The organism is Vibrio japonicus (assembly GCF_024582835.1).
GTDB classification, from domain to species: domain Bacteria; phylum Pseudomonadota; class Gammaproteobacteria; order Enterobacterales; family Vibrionaceae; genus Vibrio; species Vibrio japonicus.
Window position 1 is genome coordinate 782,606 of record NZ_CP102096.1, and the last position, 15,751, is coordinate 798,356.

The 15,751-nt window shown below is 45.4% G+C and carries 14 protein-coding genes and 11 tRNA genes; 8 read left to right on the forward strand and 17 right to left on the reverse strand.

The features are described from left to right. Positions 1 to 95: 95 nt before the first annotated feature. From NP165_RS03785 to lolB, 16 genes are all read right to left on the reverse strand, one after another. Positions 96 to 170, reverse strand: a tRNA-Gln gene (locus NP165_RS03785). A 32-nt stretch (positions 171 to 202) separates the two neighbouring features. Further along, positions 203 to 287: transfer RNA gene (locus tag NP165_RS03790), tRNA-Leu, on the reverse strand. 126 nt (positions 288 to 413) lie between these two features. Next, positions 414 to 488, reverse strand: a tRNA-Gln gene (locus tag NP165_RS03795). Between the two features lie 32 nt (positions 489 to 520). Beyond that, positions 521 to 605, reverse strand: a tRNA-Leu gene (locus tag NP165_RS03800). 126 nt (positions 606 to 731) lie between these two features. Continuing rightward, a tRNA-Gln gene (locus NP165_RS03805) sits at positions 732 to 806 on the reverse strand. Between the two features lie 32 nt (positions 807 to 838). After that, a tRNA-Leu gene (locus NP165_RS03810) sits at positions 839 to 923 on the reverse strand. 25 nt (positions 924 to 948) lie between these two features. Continuing rightward, positions 949 to 1,033 (reverse strand) — tRNA-Leu (locus NP165_RS03815). 47 nt (positions 1,034 to 1,080) lie between these two features. Further along, positions 1,081 to 1,157: transfer RNA gene (locus NP165_RS03820), tRNA-Met, on the reverse strand. A 153-nt stretch (positions 1,158 to 1,310) separates the two neighbouring features. Continuing rightward, positions 1,311 to 1,385, reverse strand: a tRNA-Gln gene (locus NP165_RS03825). A 43-nt stretch (positions 1,386 to 1,428) separates the two neighbouring features. Further along, positions 1,429 to 1,513 (reverse strand) — tRNA-Leu (locus tag NP165_RS03830). Between the two features lie 41 nt (positions 1,514 to 1,554). Continuing rightward, positions 1,555 to 1,631, reverse strand: a tRNA-Met gene (locus tag NP165_RS03835). Between the two features lie 270 nt (positions 1,632 to 1,901). After that, positions 1,902 to 2,993, reverse strand: coding sequence for a redox-regulated ATPase YchF (gene ychF, locus NP165_RS03840; protein WP_257084998.1), 1,092 nt, complete (start codon positions 2,991 to 2,993; stop codon positions 1,902 to 1,904). A 10-nt stretch (positions 2,994 to 3,003) separates the two neighbouring features. After that, the gene (gene pth, locus NP165_RS03845; protein ID WP_257084999.1) at positions 3,004 to 3,594 is read right to left on the reverse strand and encodes an aminoacyl-tRNA hydrolase; all 591 of its coding nucleotides are present in this window, start codon (positions 3,592 to 3,594) and stop codon (positions 3,004 to 3,006) included. 147 nt (positions 3,595 to 3,741) lie between these two features. Beyond that, positions 3,742 to 4,686 carry a ribose-phosphate pyrophosphokinase gene (locus NP165_RS03850; protein ID WP_257085000.1) on the reverse strand — a complete coding sequence of 315 codons (945 nt, stop codon included), beginning with the start codon at positions 4,684 to 4,686 and terminating at the stop codon, positions 3,742 to 3,744. Between the two features lie 29 nt (positions 4,687 to 4,715). Beyond that, entirely contained in the window at positions 4,716 to 5,588 is an 873-nt protein-coding gene (ispE, locus tag NP165_RS03855) for a 4-(cytidine 5'-diphospho)-2-C-methyl-D-erythritol kinase (RefSeq protein WP_257085001.1), read from the reverse strand. Next, positions 5,585 to 6,202 carry a lipoprotein insertase outer membrane protein LolB gene (gene lolB / locus NP165_RS03860; protein ID WP_257085002.1) on the reverse strand — a complete coding sequence of 206 codons (618 nt, stop codon included), beginning with the start codon at positions 6,200 to 6,202 and terminating at the stop codon, positions 5,585 to 5,587. Before lolB ends, ispE begins: the two co-directional genes overlap by 4 nt. 160 nt (positions 6,203 to 6,362) lie before the next feature. Between lolB and hemA the strand changes: the two genes are divergently transcribed. The 8 genes from hemA (at position 6,363) to ybaK (ending at position 14,359) form a co-directional block, all read left to right on the forward strand. Continuing rightward, positions 6,363 to 7,616, forward strand: a complete 1,254-nt coding sequence (hemA, locus tag NP165_RS03865; protein WP_257085004.1) for a glutamyl-tRNA reductase — start codon at positions 6,363 to 6,365, stop codon at positions 7,614 to 7,616. A gap of 45 nt (positions 7,617 to 7,661) precedes the next feature. Then, positions 7,662 to 8,750, forward strand: coding sequence for a peptide chain release factor 1 (gene prfA / locus NP165_RS03870; RefSeq protein WP_257085005.1), 1,089 nt, complete (start codon positions 7,662 to 7,664; stop codon positions 8,748 to 8,750). Between the two features lie 3 nt (positions 8,751 to 8,753). Further along, on the forward strand, positions 8,754 to 9,614 hold the full coding sequence (gene prmC, locus NP165_RS03875) for a peptide chain release factor N(5)-glutamine methyltransferase (protein ID WP_257085006.1): 861 nt from the start codon (positions 8,754 to 8,756) through the stop codon (positions 9,612 to 9,614). Between the two features lie 11 nt (positions 9,615 to 9,625). Next, positions 9,626 to 10,009, forward strand: coding sequence for a SirB2 family protein (locus tag NP165_RS03880; protein WP_257085007.1), 384 nt, complete (start codon positions 9,626 to 9,628; stop codon positions 10,007 to 10,009). A gap of 18 nt (positions 10,010 to 10,027) precedes the next feature. After that, positions 10,028 to 10,837: a SirB1 family protein gene (locus NP165_RS03885; RefSeq protein WP_257085008.1), complete on the forward strand. Its 810-nt coding sequence runs from the start codon at positions 10,028 to 10,030 to the stop codon at positions 10,835 to 10,837. A gap of 47 nt (positions 10,838 to 10,884) precedes the next feature. Further along, positions 10,885 to 11,736 (forward strand): 3-deoxy-8-phosphooctulonate synthase, encoded by an 852-nt coding sequence (gene kdsA / locus NP165_RS03890; RefSeq protein ID WP_257085009.1) that lies wholly within the window; start codon positions 10,885 to 10,887, stop codon positions 11,734 to 11,736. A gap of 381 nt (positions 11,737 to 12,117) precedes the next feature. Next, positions 12,118 to 13,779, forward strand: coding sequence for a bifunctional UDP-sugar hydrolase/5'-nucleotidase UshA (gene ushA, locus NP165_RS03895; protein WP_257085010.1), 1,662 nt, complete (start codon positions 12,118 to 12,120; stop codon positions 13,777 to 13,779). A gap of 106 nt (positions 13,780 to 13,885) precedes the next feature. Next, entirely contained in the window at positions 13,886 to 14,359 is a 474-nt protein-coding gene (ybaK, locus tag NP165_RS03900) for a Cys-tRNA(Pro) deacylase (protein ID WP_257085011.1), read from the forward strand. Positions 14,360 to 14,454: 95 nt separating this feature from the next. Here ybaK and NP165_RS03905 read toward each other — a convergent pair whose 3' ends face one another. Further along, positions 14,455 to 15,702 carry a uracil-xanthine permease family protein gene (locus tag NP165_RS03905; protein WP_257085012.1) on the reverse strand — a complete coding sequence of 416 codons (1,248 nt, stop codon included), beginning with the start codon at positions 15,700 to 15,702 and terminating at the stop codon, positions 14,455 to 14,457. Positions 15,703 to 15,751: the final 49 nt, after the last annotated feature.

A 15,751-nucleotide genomic window follows, 5' to 3' on the forward strand; every position in this document is an offset into this window, starting at 1 on the left:
AAAGCGTTATGAAGTTGTATGGCAGGCTGTTTATAGCCGAACCAGGGACAATGAATGGGGCATCAAAAGATGTTATCCATCGTACCTATCAATAATGGCAGGTCTACCTGGATTCGAACCAGGGAATGGCGGCATCAAAAGCCGCTGCCTTACCGCTTGGCGATAGACCTGCAGTTGCTCTAATCAAAGAGACTTTCAATCATGGTGCGGAAGGAGAGACTTGAACTCTCACACCTTGCGGCGCCAGAACCTAAATCTGGTGCGTCTACCAATTCCGCCACTTCCGCATCAATTTTGTGTTCATACCGCTAATTGGTAAAAGCGTTATGAAGTTGTATGGCAGGCTGTTTATAGCCGAACCAGGGACAATGAATGGGGCATCAAAAGATGTTATCCATCGTACCTATCAATAATGGCAGGTCTACCTGGATTCGAACCAGGGAATGGCGGCATCAAAAGCCGCTGCCTTACCGCTTGGCGATAGACCTGCAGTTGCTCTAATCAAAGAGACTTTCAATCATGGTGCGGAAGGAGAGACTTGAACTCTCACACCTTGCGGCGCCAGAACCTAAATCTGGTGCGTCTACCAATTCCGCCACTTCCGCATCAATTTTGTGTTCATACCGCTAATTGGTAAAAGCGTTATGAAGTTGTATGGCAGGCTGTTTATAGCCGAACCAGGGACAATGAATGGGGCATCAAAAGATGTTATCCATCGTACCTATCAATAATGGCAGGTCTACCTGGATTCGAACCAGGGAATGGCGGCATCAAAAGCCGCTGCCTTACCGCTTGGCGATAGACCTGCAGTTGCTCTAATCAAAGAGACTTTCAATCATGGTGCGGAAGGAGAGACTTGAACTCTCACACCTTGCGGCGCCAGAACCTAAATCTGGTGCGTCTACCAATTCCGCCACTTCCGCATGATTTGTTTGTAGAATGTCAAGATGGTGCGGAAGGAGAGACTTGAACTCTCACACCTTGCGGCGCCAGAACCTAAATCTGGTGCGTCTACCAATTCCGCCACTTCCGCGTCTTGATTCTACAGGACTGTTAGCCTTAGCTAGCAATCGAAATTAATGGTGGCTACGACGGGATTCGAACCTGTGACCCCATCATTATGAGTGATGTGCTCTAACCAGCTGAGCTACGTAGCCATTTGAGCGAGACAATATAAACCTTCGCGCTCTTAGTGACAAGCCCTTTTTGTGAAAGGCTTAACACTTTGAAAAAATGCTCGATTTGCTTTCAATCGAACCAGGGACAATAGATGGGCATCAAAGGATGTTATCCACTGTACCTATAAATAATGGCAGGTCTACCTGGATTCGAACCAGGGAATGGCGGCATCAAAAGCCGCTGCCTTACCGCTTGGCGATAGACCTGCAGGCATAGTCTTAAAAGACTAATTTCTCTTTCGAGAAAACATGGTGCGGAAGGAGAGACTTGAACTCTCACACCTTGCGGCGCCAGAACCTAAATCTGGTGCGTCTACCAATTCCGCCACTTCCGCATCTATTCCTAGTTGCTCTTAATAAAAAGAACACTTAGGAATGGTGGCTACGACGGGATTCGAACCTGTGACCCCATCATTATGAGTGATGTGCTCTAACCAGCTGAGCTACGTAGCCAATACCATGTTTTTCGTTCTCGTCGTTTCGTTGCCTTATCGTCGGGAACGGCGCGCATTATGCGAAGTTGAGTTAGATCCGTCAACAGTTTTTTTGAATAAATTGGCCAAAACGGCTTGTTCGGTTTCTTTTTAAACAAAGAGGCGTGTTAATGATCAAAAACAGATAACAAAATGACATTCCACTTTGAATTAAAATGGTTTTCAATCGAGCGGATAAACAAAAGCCAGCAATTAAGCTGGCTTGTAAACTCAATAACTTGGGTAAAAGTTATACATTGAAGCGGAAGTGAACAACGTCACCATCTTTAACGATGTATTCTTTACCTTCTAGACGCCATTTACCTGCGTCTTTTGCACCATTTTCACCGTTGTACTGGATAAAGTCATCGTAACCAACAACTTCAGCGCGGATAAAGCCTTTTTCGAAGTCAGTGTGGATCTTACCTGCCGCTTGAGGAGCTGTCGCACCTACAGGGATTGTCCATGCGCGAACTTCTTTTACACCAGCTGTGAAGTATGTGTGCAGAGTCAGCAGTTCATAACCAGAACGAATTACACGGTTAAGACCTGGCTCTTCGATCCCCATGTCTGCTAGGAACTCTTCACGATCTTCGTCTTCAAGTTCAGATAGCTCAGACTCGATAGCTGCACATACAGGTACAACTACGTTGTTTTCTTTTTCTGCGAACTCACGAACTGCATCTAGGTACGGGTTATTTTCGAAACCATCTTCGTTCACGTTTGCAATGTACATAGTTGGCTTAAGCGTTAGGAAGTTTAGGTAGCCGATCGCTGCTAACTCTTCTTTAGATAGCTCAACTGTGCGTGCCATGCCGCCTTCAGTTAGAATAGGTAACAGCTTTTCTAATACTGTTAGTTCGAATTTCGCGTCTTTATCACCGCCTTTTGCCTTCTTCGCGTTACGCTGGATAGCGCGTTCACAAGAATCAAGGTCAGCCATTGCTAGTTCAAGGTTGATCACTTCGATATCTTCGATAGGCGATACTTTACCTGCAACGTGAACAATGTTTTCGTTCTCAAAACAACGTACAACGTGACCGATAGCGTCAGTTTCACGGATGTTTGCTAGGAATTTGTTACCCAGACCTTCACCGCGAGATGCGCCAGCCACTAGACCTGCGATATCTACGAATTCCATTGTTGTAGGCAGAATTCTCTGTGGGTTAACGATTTTCGCTAATGCATCCAGACGTAGATCTGGCACTGGTACAACACCAGTGTTTGGTTCGATTGTACAGAACGGGAAGTTCGCTGCTTCGATGCCCGCTTTAGTTAGTGCGTTAAACAGAGTTGATTTACCAACGTTTGGTAGGCCAACGATGCCACATTTAAAACCCATGATGATAACCTTATTCAGCTTTGAACGTGTGTAGACGGTTTTGTGCTTTTGATAAGCCATCCTTTAATAGAATGTCTAGGCAGCGGACAGACTCATCTGCTGCTGCATCAAGAAGCTCTTGCTCTTTTGCAGGTGCTTTACCAAGAACAAAACCTGCTACTTTATCTTTGTGTCCAGGATGGCCAATACCAATCCTTAAACGATAGAAATCTTTGCAATTGCCAAGTTTGCTAATTGTGTCGCGAAGACCATTGTGACCGCCGTGACCACCGCCTTTCTTAAACTTAGCGACACCAGGAGGCAAATCCAACTCATCGTGCGCTACCATTATCTCTTCTGGTTTAATTTGATAGAACTTTGCCAAAGCGGCAATAGCTTTACCAGAGAGGTTCATAAAGGTGGTAGGGATAAGTAGTCGTAGATCCTGACCATTCATCGTAATACGCCCTGTCATGCCGAAGAATTTCACTTCATTCTTCAGTGTGATGTTGTGGACGCGTGCTAGCTCTTCTACTACCCAAGCTCCCGCATTATGTCGAGTTTTTGCATATTCAGGCCCCGGATTAGCTAGGCCGACGAGAAGTTTAATTTGTTGACTCAAGGTTAGGATCTCTCTTGGAATCTCAAAAAGCGCAGTATGATAGCACAGAATTCTCACATCGGGCGAGGTGAGAAAAACTCGTGGACAGAAAATAAAAAACACCCCAAAAAAGGGGTGTTTTAAAATCAGTGTACTGAAACGTTCGAATTAGTTGAACATTGCAGAAATTGACTCTTCGTTGCTGATGCGACGAATGGCTTCAGCAAGCATGCGAGATAGGCTTAGCGTGGTTACTTTACCCGTCGCTTCCATCTCTTTAGGCATAGTGATTGAGTCAGTGACGATCACTTGGTCTAGAACTGAGTTGCCGATGTTTTGCGCAGCGTTACCTGAGAATACAGCGTGAGTCGCGTAAGCAAATACACGCTTAGCACCGCGCTCTTTTAGTGCTTCTGCTGCTTTACATAATGTGCCGCCAGTGTCGATCATGTCGTCAACGATCACACAGTCGCGACCTTCAACATCACCGATTAGGTTCATTACTTCAGAAACGTTTGCACGTGGACGACGCTTGTCAACGATAGCGATATCGATATCACCTAGCGCTTTAGCCGTTGCACGAGCACGAACAACACCACCAAGGTCAGGAGAAACCACAACTGGGTTTTCTAGGCCGCGAGCTTGCATGTCTTCAAGAAGTACTGGAGTACCGAAGATGTTATCTACTGGTACGTCGAAGAAACCTTGAATCTGTTCAGCGTGAAGGTCGATAGTAAGAACGCGGTCAACACCAACGTTAGAAAGGAAATCTGCAACAACTTTAGCCGTGATTGGTACACGAGCAGAACGAACACGACGGTCTTGGCGTGCATAGCCGAAATAAGGGATAACTGCAGTAATACGGCCCGCTGAAGCGCGGCGCATTGCGTCAATCATCACTACTAGTTCCATTAGGTTGTCGTTAGTTGGTGCGCAGGTAGATTGGATGATGAAAACATCGCTACCACGTACGTTTTCGTTGATTTGAACAGCGACTTCGCCGTCAGAGAAACGAGAAACAGATGCGTCACCAAGAGAGATGTAAAGACGATCAGCAATACGTTGGGCTAGTTCAGGTGTAGCGTTACCAGCAAATAGCTTCATATCAGGCACGGTGGAAACCTCAGGGTTGCGTCCAGTTTTTAGATAGATTGTTTGTGGGCTAATTGGTACTTAGCCAGAGTCTCATGCAAAGGTGAGGTGTTCTTACCTTGCGCAATAAATGCGGAGACGTTGTCAGATATTTTATCAAGGACATTTTGTGCTTCGCTTTCGCTTGAAAACTCAGCAAAAACGCACGATCCAGTCCCAGTCAATCTTGACGGCGCATATTGTAGCAGCCATGAAAGTTCCTTATCAACCTCTGGATAAAGCATTCGGACAATTTTTTCGCAATCGTTTCCGTAATCAGCGTCAAGAAGTGTTGCCAGCTCTCGCTTTGGTGTATTTCTGATCAAATCCGGATGAGTAAATATATCAACAGTCGCGATACTTACGTTGGGTCTTACCACTAAGTACCACTTTTCTTCCGGCTCTGCTTCGGTCAGTTGTTCGCCGATCCCTTCAGCAAAAGCGGCAAATCCTCGCGTGAATACGGGTACGTCTGCACCGAGTTTTAAGCCGATTTCCGCTAACGTGTCTTCTGATTGTTCGGTTTGCCACAGGTGGTTGAGGGCTACAAGCGTGGTTGCCGCATTGGACGAACCACCACCAATACCGCCACCCATAGGTAAGACTTTATTCAGTTGGATATGCGCGCCATAGGACGTGCCACTTCTTTCTTGCAGCGCTTTAGCCGCTTTCCATATTAAGTTGTCTTGCAGGGCAACTCCCGGAATTTCCGGTTCTAAAGTAATCTCCCCACTATGGTTTGCGGTAATCGTAAGTTCGTCACCGTGGGTTAAAAACTGGAACAAAGTCTGTAGTTCATGATAGCCATTGTCTCTGCGCCCCGTGATGTAGAGAAACAAATTAAGTTTGGCTGGAGAGGGCCACGAGGTGGTTGCATTGATCATGAATTCAGATCCCACTTGGTAATGACAATATTAATCGAGATATCGTTTTGCTTGAGTTTGAGCTTTTTAGGAAGAGGCAAGGCAACGCCTGAATATTGGATGTCTGTGTATTCAATGTATTCGAGCTGCCAAAGTTGCCCATCAATGCTCTTATTGAGCGTTGCAACAGTGTTGGTATCGTTGAGTTGATAAGCATCTGCTCCTGTCGGATCTCCTAACAACCAATTGCTCAATTGATCTACGGGGATGGTTAATCCAGTCAGTTGGTAAATCAGAGAGTCGGCATCTTTGGATGAATAGGTACCGTTGTCGTAGGTTTCGACCATTGCACCTTGCGGTGTGATGTTTAGATTGAGAGCGGTTTGCCCTAAAAAGGTGGTGAGTCTCAGTTGTTTAGTGAGAGGAGAGTGTTTCCATTGAAAATTCAGTGATTGTCGCTGATCTGGTGCAATGTACCCTAATTTGCCGTTAGAACTGTACTGAGTGATGGTATCTAAACGTTGTTGATGTGTATCCCACTCTACATTGGTCGTACTGGGCTCGACGGTTGCACAACCTGACAAAATCAGCACATTGAGAGCGAGAATCCAAAGAGGGCGAAAATTCGTCATCATTGTTGTTTATTTATCCAAGTTTTGATTTTCTTGTGTCACACTATATCACTGAAATCACGAACTAAAGAAAACATATCCTTAATGCCCTTTAATTAAATTGGGTCATCAAGTAAAATTCCGTCCCTATTTATTCATTTCTGATTCAGAGAACTCGCGATACATGTCTTTGCTAGCTATAGGTATCAATCATAATACGGCCTCGGTTGAACTGCGTGAAAAAGTTGCCTTTGGACCGGATAAGTTACCTGAAGCGCTTAAGCAGCTCAGTGAGAATTCAGCGGTTAATGGCAGTGTCATTGTGTCCACTTGTAACCGAACTGAGATTTACTGTGACGTTAAGGGAGCTGGGAAAAGTAAAATTATTGAGTGGCTGTCTCTGTTCCACCAAGTGAGTCCAGAATCTCTGAAACCCAGTCTGTACACTTATGAAGAGCAAGCGGCAATCCGCCATTTGATGCGAGTATCGTGCGGGTTGGACTCGTTAGTTCTTGGCGAGCCGCAAATTCTGGGACAAGTAAAACAAGCCTACACCGACGCCCGAGAGCACAAAGCGGTCGATTCTGCGATGGAAAAGCTGTTCCAAAAAACGTTTTCTGTCGCGAAACGCGTACGCACAGAAACAGATATCGGTGGCAATGCCGTGTCTGTAGCGTATGCTGCCTGCACGCTGGCTAAACATATTTTTGAGTCACTTGAAGATTCTACGGTTTTACTTGTCGGAGCGGGTGAAACCATAGAGTTGGTGGCGAAACACCTTTCAGGCAATGGGTGTACAAAGATGATTGTGGCGAACCGAACCCGAGAAAGAGCGCTGCCTCTTGCTCAAGAGTTTGGTGCGAAAATCATCGGGCTGCCTGAAATCCCAGATTATTTGCCTAAAGCCGATATCGTGATCAGTTCGACCGCAAGCCCTCTTCCTATTATCGGTAAGGGGATGGTAGAAACGGCGCTTAAAGCGAGACGTTTTCAGCCAATGCTGTTAGTCGATATCGCTGTCCCGCGAGATATCGAATCTCAAGTCGGTGAGTTAAACGACGCATACCTCTATACTGTTGACGACCTTCAATCGATTGTTGAAAACAATATGGAACAGCGAAAAATTGAAGCGATTCAAGCGGAAGCCATCGTCAGTGAAGAAAGTGCGGGGTTTATGTCTTGGCTGCGCTCTTTACAAGCCGTCGACAGTATTCGCGACTACCGCAGCTGCGCAAATGAAATTCGCTCCGAGTTATTAAATAAAAGTATCCAGTCTCTCGCTGCTGGGGCCGATCCAGAGAAAGTTCTATTGGAACTGAGCAACAAGCTCACCAATAGACTGATCCATGAGCCTACAAGAGCATTGAAAAGTGCGGCAGAGCAAGGCGAGCCAGCTAAACTCGCTATTATTAGACAAAGTTTGGGTCTAGAAGACTGATAATCAGTCGACGACTCCTAATTAAAACCCTGAGTTAAGAAAACTATGAAAGCCTCGATTCTAACTAAGCTAGAAACACTCGTTGAGCGTTACGAAGAAGTTCAACACCTGCTTGGCGACCCAGATGTCATTGGTGACCAAGACAAATTCCGCGCACTATCAAAAGAGTACTCTCAGCTAGAAGAAGTCACTAAGTGTTTCCAAGCCTACCAGCAAGCGCAAGAAGACCTTGTTGCTGCTGAAGAGATGGCAAACGAAGACGACGAAGAAATGCGTGAAATGGCTCAGGAAGAGATCAAAGAAGCGAAAGCGGCGATTGAGCGTTTAAACGATGAGCTGCAAATTTTGCTACTGCCAAAAGACCCAAATGATGACCGCAACTGCTTCCTAGAAATTCGTGCAGGCGCGGGCGGTGACGAAGCGGGAATCTTCGCTGGTGACCTATTCCGTATGTACAGCAAGTACGCAGAGAAGAAAGGCTGGCGTATTGAAGTGATGTCTTCAAATGAAGCAGAGCACGGCGGTTACAAAGAGATGATCGCTAAAGTGAGTGGCGACGGCGCATACGGCGTTCTGAAGTTTGAGTCTGGCGGTCACCGTGTACAACGTGTTCCAGCAACGGAATCTCAAGGTCGTGTTCACACTTCTGCGTGTACGGTTGCGGTAATGGCAGAAATTCCAGAAGCAGAAATTCCAGAAATCAAAGCGGCAGACCTGAAAATTGATACTTTCCGTGCATCAGGCGCGGGTGGTCAGCACGTTAACACTACGGATTCTGCAATCCGTATTACTCACTTGCCAACTGGTACAGTAGTAGAGTGTCAGGACGAGCGTTCACAGCACAAGAACAAAGCGAAAGCGATGGCTGTTCTGGCTGCGCGTATCATCCAAGCGGAAGAAGCAAAACGTGCAGCGGAAGTGTCTGATACGCGTCGTAACCTGCTAGGTTCAGGTGACCGTAGTGACCGTATCCGTACTTACAACTACCCGCAAGGTCGCGTATCTGATCATCGTATCAACCTGACTATCTACCGCTTAAATGAAGTGATGGAAGGGGATATGGCGACTTTGATTGACCCAGTGATCCAAGAACACCAAGCGGATCAGTTGGCTGCATTGGCTGAGAACAACTAATCGATGTCGGCTGAACACAGTGTTGAAAACACACTAAAAAAAGCCGTTATGCAACTTCAGGAGAGTGGCAGTGATTCGCCCTCTCTTGATGCTGCGGTTCTTCTTTGCCATGCCTTAAACAAGCCTCGCTCATTTCTTCTTACTTGGCCCGAAAAAGAGCTGGATTCTGAGCAGCTTGCTTCGTTTGAACAGATCTTGAATCGCCGTTTAACCGGAGAGCCAATCGCTTACATTATCGGTGAACGAGAGTTTTGGTCATTGCCTCTTGCCGTCTCACCAAGCACCTTAATTCCACGCCCTGACACCGAGCGTTTAGTTGAGATCGCGTTGGATAAGGCTTTAGAAACGTCAGGAGATATACTCGATCTCGGTACGGGAACGGGTGCTATTGCACTTGCACTTGCCTCTGAACTTCCTCAGCGAAAAGTATGGGGAGTCGATGTTAAAACGGAAGCGAAAGAGCTGGCTGAGAAAAACGCAGAGCGATTAGGTTTTACCAACACTGAATTTCGCTCGGGCAGCTGGTTCGAGCCTATCGAAACTGGCACACAGTTTGCTCTAATCGTATCAAACCCACCTTATATCGAGAAAACTGATCCACACCTGACTCAGGGAGACGTTCGTTTTGAGCCTCTCAGTGCATTAGTTGCCGACGATAACGGTTTAGCGGATATCAGATACATTTCCCAAGCGGCCCCCAACTACCTGCTAGAGGGCGGCTGGTTGATGTTCGAGCATGGATACGACCAAGGCGTAGCGGTACGAGAAATACTGAGCAATCTTGGTTACGACCAAGTGAATACCTATAAAGATTATGGCGACAATGACCGAGTAACGATTGGCCGTTGGTGCTCAACAAAATAAGAGAAGCAATCATGTACGAAGGAATTAAACATTTCCATCTCCTTACTATCGCGATCAGCGCAACCATGCTTTCAGTGCGATATGCTTTGATGATGGCAAACTCAAAGCTGTTGGATAAGAAGTTTTTCAAAGTATTTCCTCATATTAACGATACCTTTTTGTTAGGCACGGGCTTAATACTTGTTTTCATTAGCGGCTTTATCCCGTTTACCGATGCTGCCCCTTGGCTGACAGAAAAGCTAACTTGTGTGTTGGCTTATATTGCACTTGGTTTCTTCGCACTGAAGTTAGGTAAAAATAGATTGCTACGCACTTTTTCATTTTTTGGCGCTCTAGGCTGGTTAGCCATTGCGGGCAAACTTGCAGTAACGAAAACCCCGATACTGTTCGGTTAATTAGGTAGGTAACCCATCATGCTTGAGTTATTTGATGAGGATTTCGATGCAATAGAGCTTGCGGAAGGGGCGCTGGTTTTAAACAAAGCCGTTAACCCGGAAACGAAAGTTCAGTGGGCTGAAAATGAACTACATCGATTACTGCAAGAAGCCGAATTAACCTTGGCTCATGAAACGGATGAAAAACAGCGTTTTGATACGTTGTTACGCCTGTTTTATCACGAGTGGGGATTTCAGGGTGATCAAGACGCCTATTTTGACTCCTCAAACGCGTTTATCGATAAAGTTCTGGAAAGACGCAAAGGAATACCTGTGAGTCTAGGCGCTTTGCTTCTGTATTTCGGTCGCAAATTGGGTTTCCCGCTAAAAGGCGTTACATTTCCAAGTCAGTTCTTGGTGAGAGTCGAGTGGTATGGCGAAGCCCCTCAATATATCAATCCATTCAATGGTGAGTTTGTTTCTGAGCGTACGCTTGGTGCATGGCTGATTGGGCATAAAGGCCCGCTTGCTAAGTTAAAGCCAGCACATTTAGAAGAAACAGATAATCCAACAGTGATTGGCCGTTGGTTGGCTGTATTGAAAAGCTCCTTGCTGAGAGAAGAGCATTATACTTTGGCTCTGAGGTGTAGTGATCTGGCACTGACATTTGTCCCGGATGATCCATATGAAATACGAGATCGTGGGTTTATCTATCAACAACTAGATTGTTATCAGATCGCCATGACAGATTATCAGTACTTCATCGATAATTGTCCTGATGATCCGGCATCTGAGTTGTTAAAAAATCAAGTGAGTGCCATGAGTTCAACTCAAGTCACTTTGCACTAAGTCCATCTTGGTTATAGTGGACAACAAAATTGAATAGAGAGAAGAAAATGGAACAGAAAATCGTTCACGTTGGAGATATTCCAGTAGCTAACGACAAGCCATTCACACTGTTTGCTGGTATGAACGTGCTTGAGTCTCGTGATATGGCGATGCAGATTTGTGAGCACTACGTAAAAGTCACTGAAAAATTGGGCATTCCTTACGTATTCAAAGCTTCTTTCGATAAAGCAAACCGCAGTTCGGTTCACTCATACCGTGGCCCAGGCCTAGAAGAAGGTATGAAAATCTTCCAAGAACTGAAAGACACATTCGGTGTAAAAATTATCACTGACGTACACACAGAAGCGCAAGCTCAACCAGTGGCTGATGTGGTTGATGTTATCCAACTACCAGCATTTCTAGCTCGCCAAACTGACTTAGTAGAAGCGATGGCGAAAACCGGCGCAGTGATCAACGTGAAGAAACCTCAGTTTATGAGCCCTGGCCAGGTAGGTAACATCGTTGAGAAATTTGCTGAGTGTGGCAACGAAAACATCATCCTTTGTGAGCGTGGTTCTTGCCATGGTTACGACAACCTAGTGGTTGATATGCTTGGTTTCGGTGTGATGAAGAAAGTCTCTAACGGCAGCCCAATCATCTTTGATGTTACTCATTCACTGCAGATGCGTGACCCATCAGGCGCGGCTTCTGGTGGTCGTCGTGAGCAAACCGTTGAACTGGCGAAAGCAGGTCTGGCAACAGGTATTGCTGGCTTGTTCATTGAAGCTCACCCAAATCCAGAGCAGGCAAAGTGTGATGGCCCATCAGCACTTCCACTAGATAAGCTAGAACCTTTCTTAGCTCAGATGAAAGCATTGGACGATTTGATTAAAGGCTTCGACCATATCGATATCAAGTAATCTGTAATCATCGATGATTTAAATGAAAAGGTTGGCTTAAAACGCCAGCCTTTTTTGTTTTTCAATATTGATGAATTAATCCTGTTTAAATCGAGATTTCACTCGCAATATCAGTTGTTTAACTGCCTTTTCTTAGTTAAACGTTTGCTTGTGATCATTTGATGAGTAAGTTGCAATTGCTTTGATTTGTTACACATTTTTGGAGTGTTTTAGGTGATCTGCTCTACATAAATATGAAATCAGTATGTCAGACATTTGTTGTTAATTTAAACTGGTTCAAGTTTTACTGCTCTCATCGGACTTCTTTTCTGAATTTGTCTATTCATTAGAGCAGTAACAAAAAAAGCAGTGGAAACCCTAAAAAGTTCAAAAGGTATGACAATGAAGCAAGGCCTGATCGTAAAAAGCGCATTGAGCGCTGCAATTCTTGCAACTCTAGTTGGTTGTGCAACAGCACCTCAGCATGAGTGGGAAGCGGATAAAACTTATAAGCTGACGGTTTTACACACCAATGACCACCACGGTCGTTTCTGGCAGAACCAATATGGTGAATATGGTATGGCAGCGCGCAAGACTCTGATCGATGAGTTGCGTGCAGATATCCAAGCCGAAGGTGGTAGCGTGCTGCTGCTATCTGGCGGTGACATTAACACAGGTGTTCCTGAGTCAGACCTTCAAGACGCTGAACCAGACTTCAAAGGCATGAACAAAATTGGTTACGACGCAATGGCGCTGGGTAACCATGAGTTTGATAACCCGCTAGACGTTCTATTTAAGCAAAAAGAGTGGGCTGGTTTCCCAATGCTTTCAGCAAACATTTACGACAAAGAGACTGGCGAGCGCATGTTCCAGGCTTACGAAATGTTTGACAAGCAAGGCATCAAAATTGCGGTTATCGGTCTGACAACAGAAGATACGGCAAAAATTGTTAACCCAGAAAACATTGATGGTATCGAGTTCCGTGATCCTAAAGAAGAAGCGAAAAAGCTCATTGCTGAACTAGAGAAAACTGAAAAACCAGATCTTATCTTCGCGGTTACTCACATGGGCCACTACGAAGATGGTAACCGTGGTGTAAACGCACCGGGTGATGTTGCTCTTGCTCGTTACCTTGATGAAGGTTCTCTAGACATGATCGTAGGTGGTCACTCTCAAGAGCCTGTTTGTATGGAAGCGGCAAACGTTGTGAAGAAGAACTTCGCGCCTTCTGATGAATGTAAGCCAGATATGCAAAATGGTACTTACATCGTTCAAGCACACGAATGGGGTAAATACGTCGGTCGCGCAGACTACGAATTCCGTAATGGCGAACTAGAGATGGTGAGCTACGATCTAATCCCAGTTAACTTGAAGAAGAAAATTAAAGTTAACGGCGAATCTCAGCGTGTATTGATCGAAGATGAAATCAAACAAGACCAAGCGTTGCTTGAGTTCTTACGCCCATTCCAAGAAAAAGGTCAGTCTCAGTTAGGGGTTAACATCGCTGAAATCAACGGTAAACTTGAAGGTGACCGTAATGTGGTGCGTTTCCAACAGACTAACCTAGGTCGTCTAATTGCGGCATCACACATGGAGCGCGCAAAAGCGGACTTCGCTGTGATGAACTCAGGCGGTGTCCGTGATTCTATCGAGTCTGGTGACGTCACTTATAAAGACGTTCTTAAAGTTCAGCCATTTGCAAATATTCTGACTTACACTGATATGAGCGGTAAAGAAGTTCTGGATTACCTAAACGTAGTCGCGACTAAACCAGTAGATTCTGGTGCTTATGCGCAGTTTGCTGGTATCTCAATGACCGTATCAAATGGTGAAGTATCCAATGTATTCATTGATGGACAACAGCTACGTTTAGACAAGACTTACCGTTTTACCGTGCCAAGCTTTAATGCGGCTGGTGGTGATGGCTACCCTAAATTGACTGGCCATCCAGGTTTTGTAAACACGGGCTTTGTTGATGCGGAAGTGCTAAAAGATTTCTTGGAAGCGAATAGTCCTGTGGATGTGAATAAATTCGCGCCATCTGGCGAGATTGTTTACAAGTAAATTGACTTCAATATAGAAATCTCTTTAACTAGAAGCGCTGCATATTATGCAGCGTTTTTTTTGCTGTTAATTTTACACAACTTTATTCCGTTCGATTGGAGAACCTATGACTCCAGCAATCAATCTCGCTAAGAAGAAAAAGATCGCTCATACCATCCATCAATACGATCATGACCCTAGAGCAGCTAGCTACGGCATGGAAGCGGCAGAGGTGTTGGGGCAAGACCCGGCTCAAGTATTTAAAACTCTACTGTTTTGCGTAAATGGTGAACCCAAAAATTTGGCTGTTGCCGTTATTCCAGTGAACCAGAAGCTAAATTTGAAGCTCGCAGCGAAAGCCGCAAAAGCGAAAAAAGCGGACATGGCAGATCCAGACATCGCTCAGAAAACAACGGGTTATGTTGTCGGTGGGATCAGCCCATTAGGACAAAAGAAAGCGTTACCTACGTTTATCCATCAAAGCGCGTTGGATATGGAGACAATCTGTGTCAGTGCGGGTAAGCGTGGCTTAGAAATAGAACTCGCAGCAAAAGATTTGGCAACACTTACTCGTGGCCAATTTGCAGAGCTGTGTTTATGACGCAATGCTTATGACATTGGCGCAATGGATGAATAATTAAAAAATAAAAAGGCTGACATTTATCGTCAGCCTTTTTGAGAAACTTGAAAAATGGATTAACGAGTTTCATCTTCCATTTGTGCGTTATCGACAACGTGGTTTTCACCCAGATCTTTCGGCAGTACCAAGTTGAGAATAATAGCCACGATACCGCATAGGCTCACACCCTGCAGGCTGAATTCGCCGATACCAAACGCCATACCACCAATGCCGAACACCAAGGTGATAGCAACGATCACTAGGTTACGAGAGTTGTGCAGATCAACGTTGTTTTTGATAAGCGTATTTAGGCCAACAGTCGCGATTGAACCAAACAGAAGAATCATGATCCCGCCCATCACTGGCATAGGGATTGTCTGTAAAGTTGCACCGAGTTTACCGACTAAAGCTAGAACAATTGCAGTTACCGCAGCCCAAGTCATAATCACAGGGTTGAACGCTTTAGTTAGCATTACCGCACCAGTTACTTCCGAATACGTCGTATTTGGCGGAGCGCCTACCATAGACGCAGCGATGGTAGCGATACCGTCACCCGTTACTGTGCGATGTAAGCCTGGCTTTTTAAGGTAGTTTTTACCGGTCACGTTTGAAATCGCCAACATATCACCGACGTGTTCAACAGCTGGAGCTATAGCTACAGGAATCATAAACAGAATCGCGTTGATGTTGAATTCAGGCAAGGTGAAGTTAGGCATTGCGAACCAAGCCGCTTCTTTGACAGGCGTAAAATCGATAATGCCGTAGAATAAACTCAGAGAGTAGCCCACAATGATACCGCCCAGAATTGGCATGAGCTTTAGGAAGCCTTTTGCAAATACACTTAATACAATCGTTGTCAGCAAAGAAGCACAAGAGATAATCAGTGATGCATCTGCGTCCACAAGCTGAGCACCGTCACCACCTCTGCCAAGTGCCATGTTGACGGCGACAGGTGCTAGGCCGAGGCCGATAACCATGATTACTGGGCCGACGACCACTGGTGGTAGCAGTTTGTGTATGACTTCAACACCGCGCGCTTTAATTAATGCACCCATTGCTACATACACACAACCTGCAGCCATTAAGCCACCCATAGTTGCTGGGATACCCCAAGTTTGGACACCATAAAGAATAGGAGCAATGAAAGCGAAAGAAGAAGCGAGGAAGATAGGAACAGAACGACGAGTAACAACTTGGAAGAGGAGAGTGCCGACACCAGCACCAAAGAGAGCGACGCTAGGGTCTAGTCCGGTTAAAAGCGGAACCAGAACGAGTGCACCAAATGCGACAAACAACATTTGAGCACCTTGAATGGCATTTTTCATGTTTTTATTCCTATAACTTGCGAAAAGGGTGAATTTATTAAGATTCACC